Raw genomic sequence first — 16,379 nt, 5'->3', positions numbered from 1 at the left:
ATGGCGAAGAACATTCTCATTCTCAACCAGACGCGCATGGGGGACCTGGTGCAATGCACGCCGCTCATCGCCGGGCTCCGCCGGAAGCACCCCGATGCCAAAATCACCCTGGCGGTGAACAAGACATTTGAGGAATTCGCGAGGAAGATTCCGCACCTGGATGAACTGATCATTCTGGACATTACCCAATACAACGACCGTGACTGGAAACGGGAAGTGATCTGGGTGACGCTTGCAAAATACATGAAGGAATGGCTCGACGAACTGCGTTCCAGAAAATTCGACATGGTGGTGAACCTCAGTCATTCGTTTCTCAGCGCGTACATGATCAAGTATCTGCGCATTCCTGAGGCGCGCGGGTTCTGTTGCAACGAAGAGGGAAACCGCAAAACCGAGCATCCGTGGTTTCAGTATTTTTTCACCGAGCCCATGAACCGCCCTTACAACACGTTCAATCTGGTGGATATTTTCGGGCGAGGAGGTGACATTGAACCGGTCACACATGGCGTACTGGTTCGACATGGTGTCGAGGACGAAGCGGCAGTGGCCGACCTCATTCGGTCGCACAGGATGGAGAAGGATGAACTGGTGATCGGCATTCAGGCCGGCTCCAGCATTGCGGACCGACGCTGGCCCGCATCCCGCTTCAGCGAACTGGTGGACCGCCTTATCGAAGCCCGCAATGCCCGCATCGTGCTGTTCGGCGTGAAGTCGGAGCGGGAGCTGGCCGAGCAGATTGTCGGGACTTCCAAGCATTCGGACCGTATAGTGAACCTGTGCGGTCAGACTTCCATCACGCAGCTCATCGGCATGCTCAAGCGGTGCCGGTATCTGGTGACCAACGACACCGGGACCATGCACATCGCCGCGGCTCTGGGCGTGCGTATTGTCGGCCTGTTCTTCGCGCATGCGCACCCTTACGAAACCGGTCCGTTTTCCGAGGGCGACCTCATTTTCCGCGCCAACATTCCCTGCGCCCCGTGCAGTTATCACGTTCATTGCAGTAATGTGATCTGCGTCGATAAAGTTCAGCCACGTCATGTGGAGGCCATGATCGGAGGTCACCTTGACTCCGGCCGCTGGCAGGTTCCGGAATTCATGCAGAACCTGCCGGAGATGGACCTTCTGGAATCGTATTTTGACGAAGAGGGATACCTGGCTTACAAACCGCTCATCCGTCACCCTATCAACATGGAAACCCTGTTCGCGCAGGCGTACCGGCGCATGTGGCGCGATTGCCTGATGGAAGTGCGGGAACGGCCAAGCAGGGACGCGCTGGAATCCATCATCCGGTTTCTGAAACAGTATTATGATATGAAAACCGACACTGCATTCTGGAACACCGTGCAGGATAAACGAAAAGTCCTGGAGGATCTCGTTCGGTTGGTTTGCGATGGCCAGGCGGTGAGCGAAAAACTGGTGCGGGTTTACAGCGAACGGGGATTCGACAAGCCCCGCATCCAGGCCCTCGGCGAACGCATCGCCAGTATCGACACCGCGATCCGGAAAACAGGCCTGACGCACCCGGAACTCAATCCGCTTTGCGATATGTTCGACCGGAGGAAAGAAAACTTCGAAGGTGAGGACCTTCTGGATCTGGCCCGCAGAACCCGGGAGTGTTACCGAAAGTTTGAAGTGGAAGCCCGGTCATTGCATGAAATCATCGGTTGCCTGACCGAAAACCTGGGTGGAAAAGAAGTGGAGCCGGTTCAGGCGGAAGTGAGTTCCAGCAATATGGCCGTTCCCGGCAGGTAGGATGGAGGAGGAGACTCTCCGCGGTCCTTGAGGTAGCCTTCCAGAAATTCCAGCGCCGCTCCACCGCCGGTGGATACGAAGAAGTTCGACGCAAAGTAGTTGCACAGGGTGTACGTGTCCACGTTGTTGAAGCCGATGGACAGCATGGATGCGTTGATGGTTTTGTTCAGTTGCTGGAGGATGCGTCCCCGCACCTGGTACTTCACACCTTCCAGATTCAGCTTATTCAGGATCGCCGCGGAATCGCCCCCACCGATGACCACCGACATGTTTTCATTGCTGATGGCGGCGGAAAACAGCAGTTCCGCCAGTTTGACCGAACCTTCGGCATATTGCTCCGTTTGCGGATGATCGTAGGCACCAAGCGGACCATTCCAGAATACGTTCTGAATTTCTCCTGACTGTCCCTCCAGGAGGATTTTGCGGGCGAAGTTTTCAATGGTCTTGGGGCCCAGGTCCAACTGGAAATCATCCTCGAAATCAGGTTCATCTTTCACCACATACTCGGTCTCGAAATAATCCTTGGTGACTTTGTAATCATCGGGAAAAACAATACTGACCTCATTCGCCTCCGCCAGCTTCATAATCTCGTCGGCGTAACGCACTTCCTTGAGCACATCCGCCTTTTCTTCCTCCGTCTTGTTGAGGAACAGCTTGGCGGGAAGGTCTTCCTGTTTGAGAGTGGGAATCACGTCGGCAAACTTTCTCGCCAGCAGGAAAGCATTCACCATACGTCCGCCAATGAAAATGAGACGGATACGGCTGTCCACAAACTGTTTCAATATGCCGATTTTATCCGAGATCTTCGCTCCGCCGGCAATCACCGCCGTCTTCTCCGGGTAATCCAACGCCTTCTGCCCAAATTTACCGAGTCGCGTTACCTCTATGTTGAGCAGGCTTCCGGACACCACGGTTTTGCCCTGCTGTCGCATTTGTTGTGGAAGCATCTGAATGCTCTTGCTGACGCGGTGACTGCATCCGAACGCGCAATTTATGAATACATCCGAAAATGTGGCGACTTCCTTCATGAATTCCTGGCGGTAGGTGTCCGGATTGTTCGGTTCCAAAAGGTAACGCAGGTTGGGTAGAAACTTGATGCCGCCGCGGGGCAGACGATGATTGGCAATGATGCTGAGTGAATCTTTCAGGTGCGAGTCGGTGATTTCCGGTGGGAAAATCGTGTACGTGTCCTCGTATAATTCGCGGATCAATGTGTCGAAATGGGAGCAGACGAACTGAATGTTGAAGACCCCGTCCCAGCCCATAAAATCCTTCTTCTTGTGCGGCCGGCCCAGGTGAGATCCGATGATGATCCGGCAATTGCCGTCGGTGAGCTCGTGAATTTTCTTGAAGGTCGTGTCCACGAAACGCCGAATGCGTGTGTCGTCGGCGACGCGGTACCCCTTGCTGGTGTTGACGAGGGGGACGTTGAAATCGACCCGGATGAAAATAGTTTTTTCGATGAGGTCCGCCGGGGTGAGGTCATCCACGCACGGCATTTTGGCGACGTTTTCCATGAGGAAAAATGATCTAAATTACTGAATTTATGTGTTATGCTGGAACAATCAGGAAGGCCGATTCCGGGCTGTCCGCCGTGGACTGGAAAGGGGCCCGCCTCCCAAAGCGAAGTTTTTGATTCCATTCATAAAATAACACAAATTACCGTTTTTGAAATAATATTCGTTTTGTTTTATCATGTCCAAGGCAGGTAGTCGGCGAGGACTTCCAAGTGCCAAATTGAAAGGCCAACAATGATATGTCCAAAAAGAAAAAACTGTTAATTAATGCGGAACACCCTGAAGAATGCCGCGCCGTAATCATCGAAGATGGGAAAATTCAAGAATACATAGTAGAACATTCCTCCCGGGAACTTCTGAAAGGAAACGTCTATCTGGGCGTCATCACCCGGGTCGAGCCTGCCATTGAGGCCTGCTTTGTTGATTTTGGTGGTAAAAAATACGGCTTTCTCCCTTTCAAAGATGTTCTGAGAGAATCGTACCTGCAGACAGGTGAAAGGAAATCGAAAACCCGAATTCAGGACGTGCTCATCCGGGGCCAGAAACTTCTGGTCCAGGTGGTGAAAGAAAGCCGTGACGCCAAAGGTCCTTCTTTGACCAATGCGGTCACCATTCCGGGGCGGTTTCTGGTGCTGATGTGCTCCAAGGAAACCAGTGGCATCTCCCGGAAAATCGAGGATGAATCCGAACGTAAGAAAATGAAGGAGGTGCTTTCGGACCTCCAATTGCCGGAAGACATGGGCGTGATCCTGCGCACCGCCGGCATGGGTCGCACCAAGCTGGAATTGCAGAAAGACCTCCAGATGTTGATGAAGATATGGGAGGGCATTCAGGAAAAACTCCAGGACCCCGAAACCAAGGCTCCGTGCCTGCTCTACAAGGTGCCGGATATGGTGGTGCGCACCGTTCGCGACCACTTCACCAACGACACTTCCGAAATCATCGTGGACAACGCGGATTCCTACAAAGCCGTGAAGGAGTTCATGCGCATGGTGATGCCGCGCATGCGCAACCGCATCAAGTATTCGCAGGAAACCAAACCCATTTTTTCCCAGTACAAAATCGAAGAACAGATCGAGAACATTTATAAAAAACGCGTCGATCTGCCTTCCGGCGGTTCGCTGGTGTTTGACGTGGGCGAGGCCATGGTGGCCATCGATGTCAACTCCGGAAAAACCACCAGTTCCAGTGATCTCGAGGACACCGCCACCCGTACCAACATGGAAGCAGCGGAGGAGATCGGCCGTCAGTTGCGCCTGCGCGACCTGGGCGGCTTGATCGTTATCGATTTCATCGACATGTTCTCCAAGAAGAATAAGAGCAATGTCGAAAAGGAAATCAAGAAAAGCTGTAAATCGGATAAAGCCCGCATCAATATTTCACGCATCTCGCGGTTCGGCCTGCTGGAAATGTCCCGTCAGCGCTTGTCCTCGCCGGTCAAGGAAGGGAACTTCGAGCAATGCAGTCTGTGTCAGGGCACCGGTTTCACCCGTACCGACAGTTCGCTTTCGTTGAATGTTCTGCGCAAGGTGCGGGAAATTCTGGCGGAAGGCAATGTCAAGGTTCTGGCTGTCGAGGTATCGACCGCGGTGGCGAGTTATCTGTTGAATCACAAGACCAAGTATCTGCAGGAATTGCAGGACAAAACCCAATGCCTCATTCAGTTCACGGCAAAAGACCGCCTAGCGTACGAGAACTTTTCCTATACGGTTCTGGAACGCAAACGCGAAGAGGAACGGCAGATGGAAAACCGCAGTCGTGGTATCGAGTTCCGGACTGCGGCGCCGGAGACGGCGGCCCGGCCCGAATCGCGTCCGGAAGGTCGCTCGGATTCCCGGCCCGAATCGCGTCCGGAAGGTCGCCCGGATTCCCGGTCCGAGGATCGGGGAGACCGTGATCGGCGTGGACGCGGGCGCCGCCCTTCCAGCCGGGGGCGTTCATCGCGGTCTGGAGGAGCGCGAGGTGGTTCCCGCAACCGTCCCAACTGGACCCCGCGTGCCGAGGCAGAGGAAGGGGAAACGGAAGCGGCGGTGGACACACCCTCTCTTGGAAACAGTAAGGACGAATCCCTCGCTCCCGGTGTGGAAACTCCGCCGGTAGTGACGGCCGGTCCGGCTTTTCCTGTTGAGGATGCGCCTCCGCCCTCAGTGGAAGCGGAGAGCGAGGCCTCGGAGTCCGGTGCCGAAAAACCGGAGGACGATAAACCGGCTACGCGTGGAAACCGGTCTGGCCGGTCCCGCGATGGGCGGCGTTATTCGAATCGCAGACGTGGGGGCAGTGGCCGGTCGCGGGCTCCCCGCAAGACCGCCGAAAGGACTGAAGGGGACGGAGAGGAATCTTCCTCCCAGCCGGTGGAAAACGTGTCCCGTCTGCATGAGGTGGTTCTGGACAATCGACCGCCCTACAAGGCGGCGGACGACCGGGACGACGAGCCGAAACCGATGCGCGACGATCTGGCTTCCGGGCTTTAGCCCGGAGTGCCGGATTCGGCCTTCGGTATCGATCGCGCACAGCGGAACCCGGTGTTCCAGGTGCGCATGGTGGGCGGGGCAACATTGCGGTACGGGATCATGGCGAACTGCTCCATGAACCCGTGCTCGCGCTTGTTGTATGCGCCGCCGCGGATCACCTTGAAGTTCTCGCCGAAATTGCTGTCCTGGTGATTCGAGTTGGGATAGGGCTGGTACCAGCTCGCCGTCCATTCCGAAACATTCCCGTTCATGTCCTGCACGCCGTACACGCTGACGTCGGTTTTCACACTGCCGACGGGTTGGGGCGTTTTACCGAAGTTGGCTTTGCTTTTATCCAGCTCGTTGCCCCAGACGAACAACCGGCCATCATCGCCGCGCGCTGCTTTTTCCCACTCGAATTCCGTCGGCAGGCGTTTCCCCAGCCACAGGCAGTAGGCATCTGCCTCATACCAGCTGATGCCACGCACGGGATGGTTCGCCCGTCCTTCGGCGTATCGGGCGGAAGGTTTGAATGCCAGAAAATCGGCGTAGGTCACTTCATTCCGGTCGATGTAAAACGCATCCAGGTGCAGGTTCTGCATAGGCTGGGCGTTGGCGCTGGAGGTGCGGTCGGACATGAACGCGGGAATGTTGTCCGAGGCGGGCATACCGAGTTGAAATTCGCCGGCCGGAATCAACACCATATCGCCGTTTTCGGCGCCGGAAGAGGGCTGGCAAGAAGGAAGCAACCAGAGAACCGCCAGAATCAGCAGTAGGGACACCTGCTTCAATGGGTGACCTGGGCCGTTTGGGGTTGCTCGATTGTGGAAGCGGGAAAGGTATTTTCGCCGTTTGGTATGTACCGGTATTCCAGTGTCAGGCAGGCCGCCTCGTCGCGCGTGCACATCATGGATTGGCAATCGGATTCCGGACGCTCGCAGTAATAGTTGATGATCTTCATCTTCACGAACCCGTCGCCGGTATCGATCAGGTACACGTCCTTTTTGGATTCCACGTTGTGTGTGCGGGTGCGGTAAATGTACCAGTCCACCAGCGCCTTGTTGACGATACTGCCACCCCAGCCGCGGTCATCCTGTTTGAAATCGGTCCGCGCCGCCGGGACCTGTTCCACTTGGTCGAAATCCACCTGGCCCAGGTTCTTCACCTGCACCGGTCCCTTGGGATTGGTCACGCCTCCGTTGGTGACGATTTTGGTGCGCTGAAACGCCAGGTCCCAGTTCAGTTTCTGCAGGGGGGCGACGTCCTTTTCCATGTCCTCCACGCGGTGAATCTGACCGGTGGAAAAGTCCAGCAAGGCCCAGGTGTCCCGCGACTGCGCATCCACCTTGATCAGCGGGTTGCCGGTTTCATACCGTTCCACTTTTTTGGGAGGTAGGGGCAGATTTTCAAAGTCCTCGATGTTGGAGGACAGGTAATAAAACATCACGTTGAAGAATACCGTTGCCCCCAGGAGGACCAGAAAGGTTTTGGCTGTACTGTTCATAGTGTCATTGTATCAAAGGGGATGTCCCCTGTAAGTGGAAAATTGACAGGGAGTTTCGCCGATTTCTCCTTCAATTTCAATGACCAAGATCAAAATCGCCTTTTTTCCTTTTGGCAGGATGGGTATAATGGCCTTTATGTCGGTATTTGTCCGGTTTCAGGTTTGAAAATGGTTGAAGACAAACATTTTGCTTTTAAAAAGCACCAGATCGAAGCCTTCCTGAAGAAGGAATACCAGAAGCATTTCGGCCGATCGGGGCGCATTTCCATCCGCAAGCGCCAGCGCTTCATGAACCGCATCACCCAGAAGGTGGCGCGCAAATTCGGCAAGGATGTTCTTTGCCTGGTGGATTTCACCCGGCACGGATTTGTGACCCTGGTCTCGCCCTCGCACAGCGAATCCACGGACAAGGGTCGGCTCTACCAATCGTTCACGCACCCGCAGGTGGCGTACACCACTCACTGCATCGACCGCTTCAGCGAGCGCACGGAGACCACCGACAACTGCATCATCATCCTCGACGGCTATCTGGAGGAAGGCCTGCTGACCTTCGGTCATCACGAGGGATACCTCGTGTGTTCCGCCGGGGTCTTTGCGTACGAAATCGAGGACGGGCGCCTGATCATCAAGACGTTCATCCATCTGGATATGCTTTCCGACACGCAGATCCGCGAGTTTTACGGCCACGATGTGCTGGCCATGATGTCCACCGGCGAGTACATTGCCGAGGACAGCATGGAAAGCGACATCATCCTGGCGGACGAGTTGCCGCCATCCACTCCCAAAAACTGAAACCCGTCCCGTTCCTCCCCGGGGCAGGCGACTTTTGTATGGTTCGGACCGTTAACGCATGATTCAACTGTACAACGTTTACAAGACCTACGAAGGCAACACTCCCGCGCTGTTCGACATTTCCATGATCATCAAGAAGGGCGCCTTCGTGTTTTTGAGCGGCCCCAGCGGCGCGGGGAAATCGACGCTCCTCAAAATCATTTTCCGCTGGGAGCGGCACGACCAGGGCCAGGTGCTGGTCAACGGCATGAACATCGGCAAATTCAGGGAAAGCATGCTGTACCTTCTGCGCCGCAACATCGGCGTGGTGTTTCAGGATTACAAACTGATCCCCGGTAAAACCATTTTCGAGAACGTGGCGTTCGCGCTGGAGATCACCAGCAACACGCCGCGGCGGGTCATCCGCTCCAAAGCGTGGGAGGCGCTCAAGAACGTGGGGCTTTCCCATCGCAAGGATGCCTATCCCCTGCAGCTGTCCGGCGGCGAACAGCAGAGGGTGGCCATCGCGCGGGCTTTGGTGACGCAACCGAAAATCCTGCTCGCCGATGAGCCCACCGGCAATCTCGACCCCGATATCTCGCAGGAAATCCTCAAACTGTTCGAACAGGCCAACCGGGCAGGGACGACCGTGGTGTTCGCCACCCACAATCAGGATATGCTGGCCAGCGGCAATCATTCGGTCATCACCTTGAACCGGGGACGCATCGTGGACACACGGGTGCTCAGGTGAGTTTTTTGATACGCAGTTTTCGCGCGGCTCTCTCCAACATCAAATCCAACAAACAGACCTGCCTCGCCTCGGTGGGGTCCATCACCGTTGCGCTGTCCATCTTCAGCCTGTTCATCTTCATCTACGTCAATCTCAACTCCCTGCTCACCTCGTGGAGCAACCAGGTGCAGTTGATCGTGTACCTCGAGGATGGCATTAGCACCGAACGCAGGGAGAAGCTGGAAAAGTTCATCAAGGCGAGTCCGGATGTGGAAGGATTCAAACATGTGTCCCGCGACGAGGCCTGGGCCAGATTCAAGGAAATGTTTTCCGATCATGCCGAGTTTCTGGGGCAGATGGACCTCAATCCGCTTCCTGCGTCCTACAACATCCAGTTCCACGCGTCGGACCGGCAGTTCTCGGCGATCAAAATGTTCGCGGAAAGAATCCGCATCAAGGAGGGAGTCGAGTCGGTCGAGTACGGTGAAAAGTGGATTGGCCGATTCGAAACGTTCATGATTTTTATGAAGGTGTTTTTGATTGCGCTGGGGACTCTGCTCAGTGTGGGGGCTCTGCTTATAATCTCGAACACCATCAAGCTGTCCGTGTTTTCCCGCCGTGATGAAATCGAACTCATGCTGTTGATCGGCGCGACACCCCGGTTCATCAAGTTTCCGTATCTGCTGGAAGGGGCCCTGCACGGGCTGTTGGGAGCGGCGTTGTCGCTGGCTCTGGTCAAGGGCCTGCAAATCTTTTTGACGCTCAACTTTCAGGGATCGCTCGAAGTCATCACACGCGGTATGGAGTTTCATTTTATATCACCGCAGTTCGTGGGAAGTATCGTTGCGTGCAGCGTTTTTCTTGGATGGATGGGCAGTTATCTTTCGGTCAACCAGTTTCTTAAAATGTTCCGCAGTCGATGATGAAAAAGTGCGTACATTGGATGGCCGGTCTTTTTGCTTTGGTCGTGCTGGTGAGCGGCCTGGCCGCCCCTTCGTTTTCCAAAGAGAAGCCCGCAAGCCAGGTGGAGAACCTGCTGGAGCAGGAAAAGGCGGAACTCGATGCACTAAGAAAAAAAATTGAGACGCAGGACCGGGAACTCTCCGAGATCGGCCGCGAAGAAACGCGTATCCTCAAAACCCTGCGCCATCTGGAAGATCGCATGAAACTGCGTGAGCGGGAATTGAAGATCTACCGCTACAACATCGAGGTGAATGAAAAGCGGGTTCAGCACGCGAAGGAGGCCATTGCCAAACATCAGGAAAGGCTGGAGCAGTACAAGCTGGTGCTCAAGGACCGCCTGCGGCAGATTTACAAAAACGGCGACATGTACCTGGTAAAAATTCTGTTTTCCTCGGATACCTTCAACCAGCTTCTCACCCGGCTCAAGTATATGGAAAACGTCATGGCCTACGACGCCGCGATTTTTCAGGATTACGTGGAGCAGATGGAAAAGCTGAAAGAAGAAACCGCAAAACTGGAAAACAGTCAGCAGTCCCTGCTTCGCTACCAGGAAGAGGCATTGGAGAAAAAGCGGCAGTTGGAAGGGGAGGCGGACAACAAGTCGCAGTTTCTAAAAAACATCAAGACTCAAAAAATTTACGCCCTGCAAACCCGCAAGGAACTCATCAAGGCCTCCGAGGGTTTGAACGACCTGATCGGACGCCTGCAGGAAAAACTGGTCCTCAAGCAGGGGCTCAGCCTGGAAGACATGAAAGGCCGGCTGCACTACCCGGTGCAGGGAAAACGGCTGAACCGTTTCGGCAAGAAATGGAACGACCGTTTCGGCACCTACATCGTGTACAACGGCATCAACCTGGGCGTGAAGGCGGGCACTCCGGTGAAAGCCATCTTCTACGGCAAGGTGCTGTACACGGGGTTTCTCGAAGGCTACGGCAACCTTGTCATTCTTGGCCACGGCAACAATTACCATTCGCTTTACGGGCACCTCGATTCCATTCAAGTAAAAAAAGGGCAGGTGATGGAGGAGGGGAAAGTGATCGGCCAGTCGGGCAACTCCGGCTCGCTGGTGGGCGACGCCCTGTACTTTGAACTGCGCCACAAAGGCAAGCCCATCAAGCCTTCCCCGTGGTTTCAGGTGGCCGGAAAGTGATAATTTGGGGATGTTTATTGCACGGGGAATTGGTTATAATCGAAGAAAAACGACTCACTTTTAGTGGAGAGGGACATTGAGTTTTCTATATGGAAGTTGGGCATCGAAATTGATGAAAGCCAGCACGGTTCTCATGCTGGTTGGGTCGCTGGCCTTAAGCGGCGGATTCCTTCTCGTCCATCCAGCCGGGGCCGCGGAAACCGAGGTCAGCGAGGAACAATTTGCCAATCCGGGAAGCTATGACAAACTCAAGGTGTTCTCGGAAATCCTGGCCCTGCTCGAATCCAATTATGTGGAAGCAGTCGATCCCCAGCAGTTGATCGAAGGCGCCATCCAGGGCATGCTGAAAACCCTGGACCCGCACACGTCTTATCTGCCTCCGGATTCTTTCAAGCAGATGAAGGTCGAGACCTCCGGCAAATTCGGCGGACTGGGCATCGAGATCACCGTGCGCAACGGCATCCTGACCGTCGTCTCTCCGATCGAGGGCACCCCGGCCGATAAAGCCGGGATCAAGGCCGGTGACAAAATCATTAAAATCGAGGACGAGCCCACGCTCGATTTGAGCCTGACCGATGCTGTCGCCCTGCTTCGCGGCGAGCGCGGTTCGGACGTCAACATCACCATTTTCCGCAAGGGCATGGAAAAACCCAAAGTGGTGACGATCACCCGCGACATCATCAAAGTGCAAAGTGTCAAGAAGCGGGTGTTCTATGAAAACATCGGCTACATCAAAATCCGCAATTTCACCAAAACCACCAGTCAGGATCTCGACCGCTTCCTCAACGACTTCGAGGAACGGCGCGTGCAGAAACTGATTCTCGATCTGCGCGGCAATCCCGGTGGATTGCTCAATCAGGCGGTGGAAGTAGCGGACCGGTTTCTCGACAAGGAAAACCTCATCGTGTACACGCAGGGCCGGAGCGAAGACCAGAACATGCGCTTCACCACGCATGAAAGCCGCAAGCATTTCCGTTATCCCATGATCATTTTGGTCAACGGCGGCAGTGCCAGCGCGTCGGAGATCGTTGCGGGCGCATTGCAGGACATGGGCCGCGCTGTCATTCTGGGAACGCAGACGTTCGGTAAGGGATCGGTGCAGACCATCATTCCGTTGAGCGACGGATCGGCGCTTCGCCTCACCACGGCCCGCTACTACACGCCCAGCGGTAAAGTGATCCAGGAAAACGGCATCACGCCGGACATTGTTATCGAAGAAGAGCCGGTGGAAAATGAGGGTTCGGCTGAAAAAACCGAGGCGGAAAAAGAAAAAGATGAAATCCGCCGGTTCCTTCGCGAGAAAGATCTCAAGCAGCACCTGAAGGGCAAGAAGAGCATCGAAGGTACCGACAGCGAGCCGACCGAAGCGGAGAAGGAAAAAGCGGAAGAACGGTTGGCGGCACTGGAAGAACTGGAAAACGACATTCAACTGCGGGAAGCGGTGTCTCTCCTCCAGGGCTGGTCGGTGATGAACAAAATCTTCAAGAGCGAAAACACCAACTGAGTTTTCTCTCTCGATCTCATATCACAAAGGCCGGATTCGGGTGCCCGTTTCCGGCCTTTGATTTTTTAATCAGAATTATGAAACCTCTTCGCGATTTTCCATGTTGACCTTGGGCATTGAAACTTCCTGCGACGAAACCGCCGCCGCCGTTCTGGAGGATGGCGTTAAATTGCGGTCGAACGTCATCGCCTCCCAGCACGACATCCATTCGAAATATGGCGGCATCGTGCCCGAGTTGGCGGGGCGCAGTCACGTCGATAAAATCCACTTCATCATCCAGGAAGCATTGGAACAGGCGGCAGTGAAACTCGATGACATCGACCTGATTGCGGTCACCCAGGGGCCGGGGCTGGTGGGGTCGTTGTTGGTCGGACTGAACGCCGCCAAGGGGCTGGCCTTCGCCACCGGCAAGCCGCTCATCGGGATCAATCATCTGGAAGGACACCTGCTCGCCATCTTCCTGCAGGAGCCGGTCGAATTTCCGTTTGTCGGATTGATCGTCTCCGGCGGCCACACGGACCTGTACCGGGTGAACGGTTTCGGCGATTACCATGTGCTGGGGCGAAGCCGCGATGACGCCGCCGGGGAATCGTTTGACAAGGTGGCGAAGATGCTGGGTTGGGGCTACCCTGGCGGTCCCATCGTCGAGAAACGGGCGCGGGAGGGCGATCCCAATGCCCACAACTTTCCCCGCGCGTGGCTGGAGAAGGGATCGCTCGATTTCAGTTTCAGCGGACTCAAAACCGCCGTCAGGACGGCCATCGCCCGGCGTGGGGATAACGGCAAGGGGTTGAGCGACGCCGACATCGCCGCCGGATTTCAATCAGCGGTGGTGGAGGTGCTGGTGGCGAAAGCCCTGTCGGCCTGCGAGCAGGAAGGTCTGGACCGCATCGTCTTGACTGGTGGCGTCGCCGCCAACGGCGCGCTCCGGCAAGCCCTGCAGGAGGCCTCCGCCGAACGCGGCATTCGGTGTTTCGTGCCGAAACCGATTTTGTGCACCGACAACGCCGCGATGATCGCCTGCGCCGGAACCTTCCGCTACCGCAACGCGCCGCCGCCTGCGGGCCAGTTGCTGGCTCTGGACGCCCACGCCAACTTCACCGTCTGACAAGCCGTCCCCATGAATATTCTGGTAACAGGAGGAAGCGGCTTTCTGGGAGGGCACATTGCCCGCCGGCTGCACGCTCTGGGTCACTCCGTCACGGCCCTTGGCCGGCGGGGCAACCCGGACCTGCCGGGGGGCATCGACTTTCTCCGCGCGGACCTCACCGACCACAAAGCGATAATCGACGCCTGCCGCGACCGGGACGCGGTGTTCCATGCCGGGGCGCTGACCGGCATCTGGGGCAACCGGGACGCTTTTTACCGTACCAACGTCGAAGGCACGCAGAACGTGATCGCCGCCTGCCTCCAGCACGGCGTGACCAAACTGATCCACACCAGCTCGCCCAGCGTGGTGTACGACGGGGCCGATATCGAAAACGGCAACGAGAGCCTGCCATACGCCCGGCGCTACCTCTGTGATTACCCGAAGACCAAGGCCCTGGCCGAACAGCGCGTGCTCGAGGCCAACGGTCAAAATGGCCTCTCCACCCTCATCCTGCGGCCGCACCTTATCTGGGGGCCGGGTGATCCACACCTGGTGCCGCGCATCATCGAACGTGCCCGTAAGGGGCGACTGGTGCGGGTGGGCGACGGCACGAACCGGGTGGACATCATTTACATCGACAATGCGGTGGAGGGACATGTCAAAGCGCTGGAGGCGCTTTTGGCAGGGAAGCCCGTGGCGGGCGGCGTTTACTTTCTGAGCGACGGTGCACCGGTACGGCTGTGGGACTGGATCAACGACCTGCTGAATGCGGTGGGTGTGCGGCCGGTGACGCGGTCGATCTCCTACCGCAACGGCAAGCGGTTGGGAGCCCTGCTGGAGTCGGTGCACCGCCTGTTCGGGTTGGAGGCGGAGCCGCGCATGACGCGTTTTCTGGCCAGCCAACTGGCGACTTCGCATTATTTCGATATCACCCGCGCGCGGCAGGACTTGAATTACGAGCCGGTGGTGAGTCCGGAAGAGGGGATGGAGCGGCTGGTCACGTGGTGGAAGGCGCGCCCATCACGTTGATGCGGTGGGCCAGGCATCCGGCGCCGAAGCCGTTGTCGATGTTCACCGCACCGACACCGGTGGAGCAACTGTTGAGCATGGTGAGAAGCGCCGCCACGCCGCCAAACGACGCGCCGTAACCGACGCTCGTCGGCACGCCGATCACCGGACAGTTCACCAGTCCGCCGACGACGCTGGGCAGAGCCCCGTCCATCCCGGCCACCACCACAATCACCCGCGCCCCGCGCAGGCGGTCCACCTTGTCGAGCAGGCGATGAATGCCCGCCACGCCCACGTCCACCAGCTTGTCCACCTTGCTTCCTAACAATTCCGCCGTAGCGATGGCTTCCTCCGCCACGGGAATGTCAGAGGTGCCCGCGGTGACAATGAGGATTTGCCCGACAGGTTTCGGCCTGGTGGCTTTGTAGATCGTCAATACGCGGCCCTCGGCGTTGTACTTGGCTTTGGCGGGCAGGTCTTTTTTCAATTTCAAATAGGTTTCCCTCGCCAGGCGCGTGGCCAGGATGTCGCACCCCGCTTCCAGTTGTTTCTGGATGATTTTGGAAATCTGCGGCGCGGTTTTGCCTTCACAATAGATCACCTCCGCCATGCCGTTGCGCAGCGGCCGGTGGTGGTCCACATGCGCGAAACCGAGGTCCTCAAAGGGCAGGGTGCGCAGTTGTTCCAGCGCGGCTTCCGGTTTTACTTTTTGGGTGTACAGGTCCTTGAGCAGTTTCTGAATCTGTTGCGGGTTCATTGCAGTCCTTTGATGCCGGAAAACTCCGAGCCGATTTCGACGTTCATCAAGTCCTGAAGGGCGGCTTGCGGAGACTTGCCCCGGTGGAGGACCTGGTAGGTTTCTTCTATGATTGCGGCCTGAATGTTCAGATTCTCCTTCAGCTTGTAGGCCGATACCACCGTGTGCACTCCTTCGGCCACCATTTTCATGCCGCCGGTGATGTTTTCCAGCGATTCCCCCTGAGCCAGTTTCAGGCCCACGGTGCGGTTGCGGCTGAGGTCCCCGGTGCAGGTGAGGACCAGGTCACCCATGCCGGACAGGCCGGAAAACGTTTCCGGGCGCGCCCCCAGGGCCGTACCGATGCGCGTCATTTCCACCAGCCCGCGATTGATCAGCGCGGCGCGAGTGTTGAGTCCCAGGCCCAGTCCGTCGGAGATGCCGGTGGCGATGGCGATCACGTTTTTCAGCGCGCCGCCCAACTCGACGCCGAGCACATCGTTGCTGGTGAATACTTTCAGGAAGGAGGACTCGAACAGCGCCTTCACGCGGCTGGCGAGTTCCTCCGTCTCTGCGGCGGCGACGATGGCCGAGGGCGTCTTACGTGCGATCTCCGCGGCGAAGGTGGGGCCCGACAGCGCCGCGAACGGATGCGGACGGTTCAGCGTTTCGTCCAGGATCTGGTGCACGAATTGCAGGCTGTCGTTTTCGATGCCCTTGCTGGCGCTGATGATCAGGCAATCGGGCTTGAGCAAGGGAGCGAAGCGGCTTACCGTTTGTCGAAGCACATGCGTCGGCACCACGAGCACGATCTCGTCTTTGTCTGCCACCACGTCTTCAAGCCGGGTGGAGGGGTGGATCGAATCGGGAAGCGGAACGCCGGGAAGGAACAATGTGTTTTCACGGCGTTCTTTAATGGCCGCGCACACTTCCGGCTCGAATGCCCACAGGTCCACCGTCCGGCCCTGCTCGGCAAGCAGGCGTGACAAGGCCGTGCCCCAGCTTCCCGCCCCGACCACTCCAATGCGTGTGGAATCCGTCATGATTTGATTCGTACCTCGTTGCAGGCCGGAAGGGAGATGCGTTTCCTCATCCGGCGAATTTTCAAATATAGCATTTTAACGCAAAATGATTGTGGAAATTGGGCTTGTGCGCAATTTTTCTTTATGCTTAAATTGGGCCTCTGCGGTTTTCATTCACC

General features: G+C 56.6%; 14 protein-coding genes. 9 read left to right on the top strand and 5 right to left on the bottom strand.

Annotated elements, in window-relative coordinates; translation table 11 throughout:
• Positions 1–1,755, top strand: coding sequence for a glycosyltransferase family 9 protein (locus tag J2S31_RS08010; RefSeq protein ID WP_237098563.1), 1,755 nt, complete (start codon positions 1–3; stop codon positions 1,753–1,755).
• Here the strand turns inward: J2S31_RS08010 and J2S31_RS08005 are convergent.
• Positions 1,710–3,272 carry a phosphoglycerate kinase gene (locus J2S31_RS08005; RefSeq protein WP_237098562.1) on the bottom strand — a complete coding sequence of 521 codons (1,563 nt, stop codon included), beginning with the start codon at positions 3,270–3,272 and terminating at the stop codon, positions 1,710–1,712. The two genes, J2S31_RS08010 and J2S31_RS08005, sit on opposite strands and share 46 nt — an antisense overlap.
• A 239-nt stretch (positions 3,273–3,511) precedes the next feature.
• Between J2S31_RS08005 and J2S31_RS08000 the strand changes: the two genes are divergently transcribed.
• Complete coding sequence (locus J2S31_RS08000) at positions 3,512–5,743, top strand: Rne/Rng family ribonuclease (protein WP_237098561.1); 2,232 nt, start codon at positions 3,512–3,514, stop codon at positions 5,741–5,743.
• On the opposite strand, the gene J2S31_RS07995 is transcribed toward J2S31_RS08000, so the two are convergent.
• Positions 5,740–6,426, bottom strand: coding sequence for a formylglycine-generating enzyme family protein (locus tag J2S31_RS07995; RefSeq protein ID WP_237098560.1), 687 nt, complete (start codon positions 6,424–6,426; stop codon positions 5,740–5,742). The genes J2S31_RS08000 and J2S31_RS07995 overlap by 4 nt on opposite strands.
• Before the next feature lie 83 nt (positions 6,427–6,509).
• On the bottom strand, positions 6,510–7,226 hold the full coding sequence (locus J2S31_RS07990) for an HmuY family protein (protein WP_237098559.1): 717 nt from the start codon (positions 7,224–7,226) through the stop codon (positions 6,510–6,512).
• A 168-nt stretch (positions 7,227–7,394) separates the two neighbouring features.
• Between J2S31_RS07990 and J2S31_RS07985 the strand changes: the two genes are divergently transcribed.
• The 7 genes from J2S31_RS07985 to J2S31_RS07955 all read left to right on the top strand — a co-directional run bounded on the left by J2S31_RS07985 (position 7,395) and on the right by J2S31_RS07955 (position 14,463).
• Positions 7,395–8,018, top strand: coding sequence for a hypothetical protein (locus J2S31_RS07985; RefSeq protein ID WP_237098558.1), 624 nt, complete (start codon positions 7,395–7,397; stop codon positions 8,016–8,018).
• Positions 8,019–8,076: 58 nt separating this feature from the next.
• Complete coding sequence (gene ftsE / locus J2S31_RS07980; protein ID WP_237098557.1) at positions 8,077–8,748, top strand: cell division ATP-binding protein FtsE; 672 nt, start codon at positions 8,077–8,079, stop codon at positions 8,746–8,748.
• 5 nt (positions 8,749–8,753) lie between these two features.
• On the top strand, positions 8,754–9,650 hold the full coding sequence (gene ftsX / locus J2S31_RS07975) for a permease-like cell division protein FtsX (RefSeq protein ID WP_237098556.1): 897 nt from the start codon (positions 8,754–8,756) through the stop codon (positions 9,648–9,650).
• Between the two features lie 20 nt (positions 9,651–9,670).
• A complete protein-coding gene (locus J2S31_RS07970; protein ID WP_237098555.1) occupies positions 9,671–10,840 on the top strand; it encodes a murein hydrolase activator EnvC family protein in 1,170 nt (389 codons plus the stop codon).
• A 112-nt stretch (positions 10,841–10,952) separates the two neighbouring features.
• On the top strand, positions 10,953–12,344 hold the full coding sequence (locus J2S31_RS07965; protein ID WP_237098554.1) for a S41 family peptidase: 1,392 nt from the start codon (positions 10,953–10,955) through the stop codon (positions 12,342–12,344).
• Positions 12,345–12,444: 100 nt separating this feature from the next.
• Positions 12,445–13,452, top strand: a complete 1,008-nt coding sequence (tsaD, locus tag J2S31_RS07960; protein WP_237098553.1) for a tRNA (adenosine(37)-N6)-threonylcarbamoyltransferase complex transferase subunit TsaD — start codon at positions 12,445–12,447, stop codon at positions 13,450–13,452.
• Positions 13,453–13,464: 12 nt separating this feature from the next.
• On the top strand, positions 13,465–14,463 hold the full coding sequence (locus J2S31_RS07955; RefSeq protein WP_237098552.1) for an NAD-dependent epimerase/dehydratase family protein: 999 nt from the start codon (positions 13,465–13,467) through the stop codon (positions 14,461–14,463).
• On the opposite strand, the gene larB is transcribed toward J2S31_RS07955, so the two are convergent.
• Both larB and J2S31_RS07945 read right to left on the bottom strand, forming a co-directional pair.
• Positions 14,432–15,199 carry a nickel pincer cofactor biosynthesis protein LarB gene (gene larB, locus J2S31_RS07950; RefSeq protein WP_237098551.1) on the bottom strand — a complete coding sequence of 256 codons (768 nt, stop codon included), beginning with the start codon at positions 15,197–15,199 and terminating at the stop codon, positions 14,432–14,434. The two genes, J2S31_RS07955 and larB, sit on opposite strands and share 32 nt — an antisense overlap.
• A complete protein-coding gene (locus J2S31_RS07945; RefSeq protein ID WP_237098550.1) occupies positions 15,196–16,221 on the bottom strand; it encodes an NAD(P)H-dependent glycerol-3-phosphate dehydrogenase in 1,026 nt (341 codons plus the stop codon). Before J2S31_RS07945 ends, larB begins: the two co-directional genes overlap by 4 nt.
• Positions 16,222–16,379: the final 158 nt, after the last annotated feature.

The sequence above is a fragment of the Nitrospina gracilis Nb-211 genome, assembly GCF_021845525.1.
GTDB lineage: Bacteria > Nitrospinota > Nitrospinia > Nitrospinales > Nitrospinaceae > Nitrospina > Nitrospina gracilis_A.
This window is presented reverse-complemented; position numbering and strand designations above follow the sequence as displayed.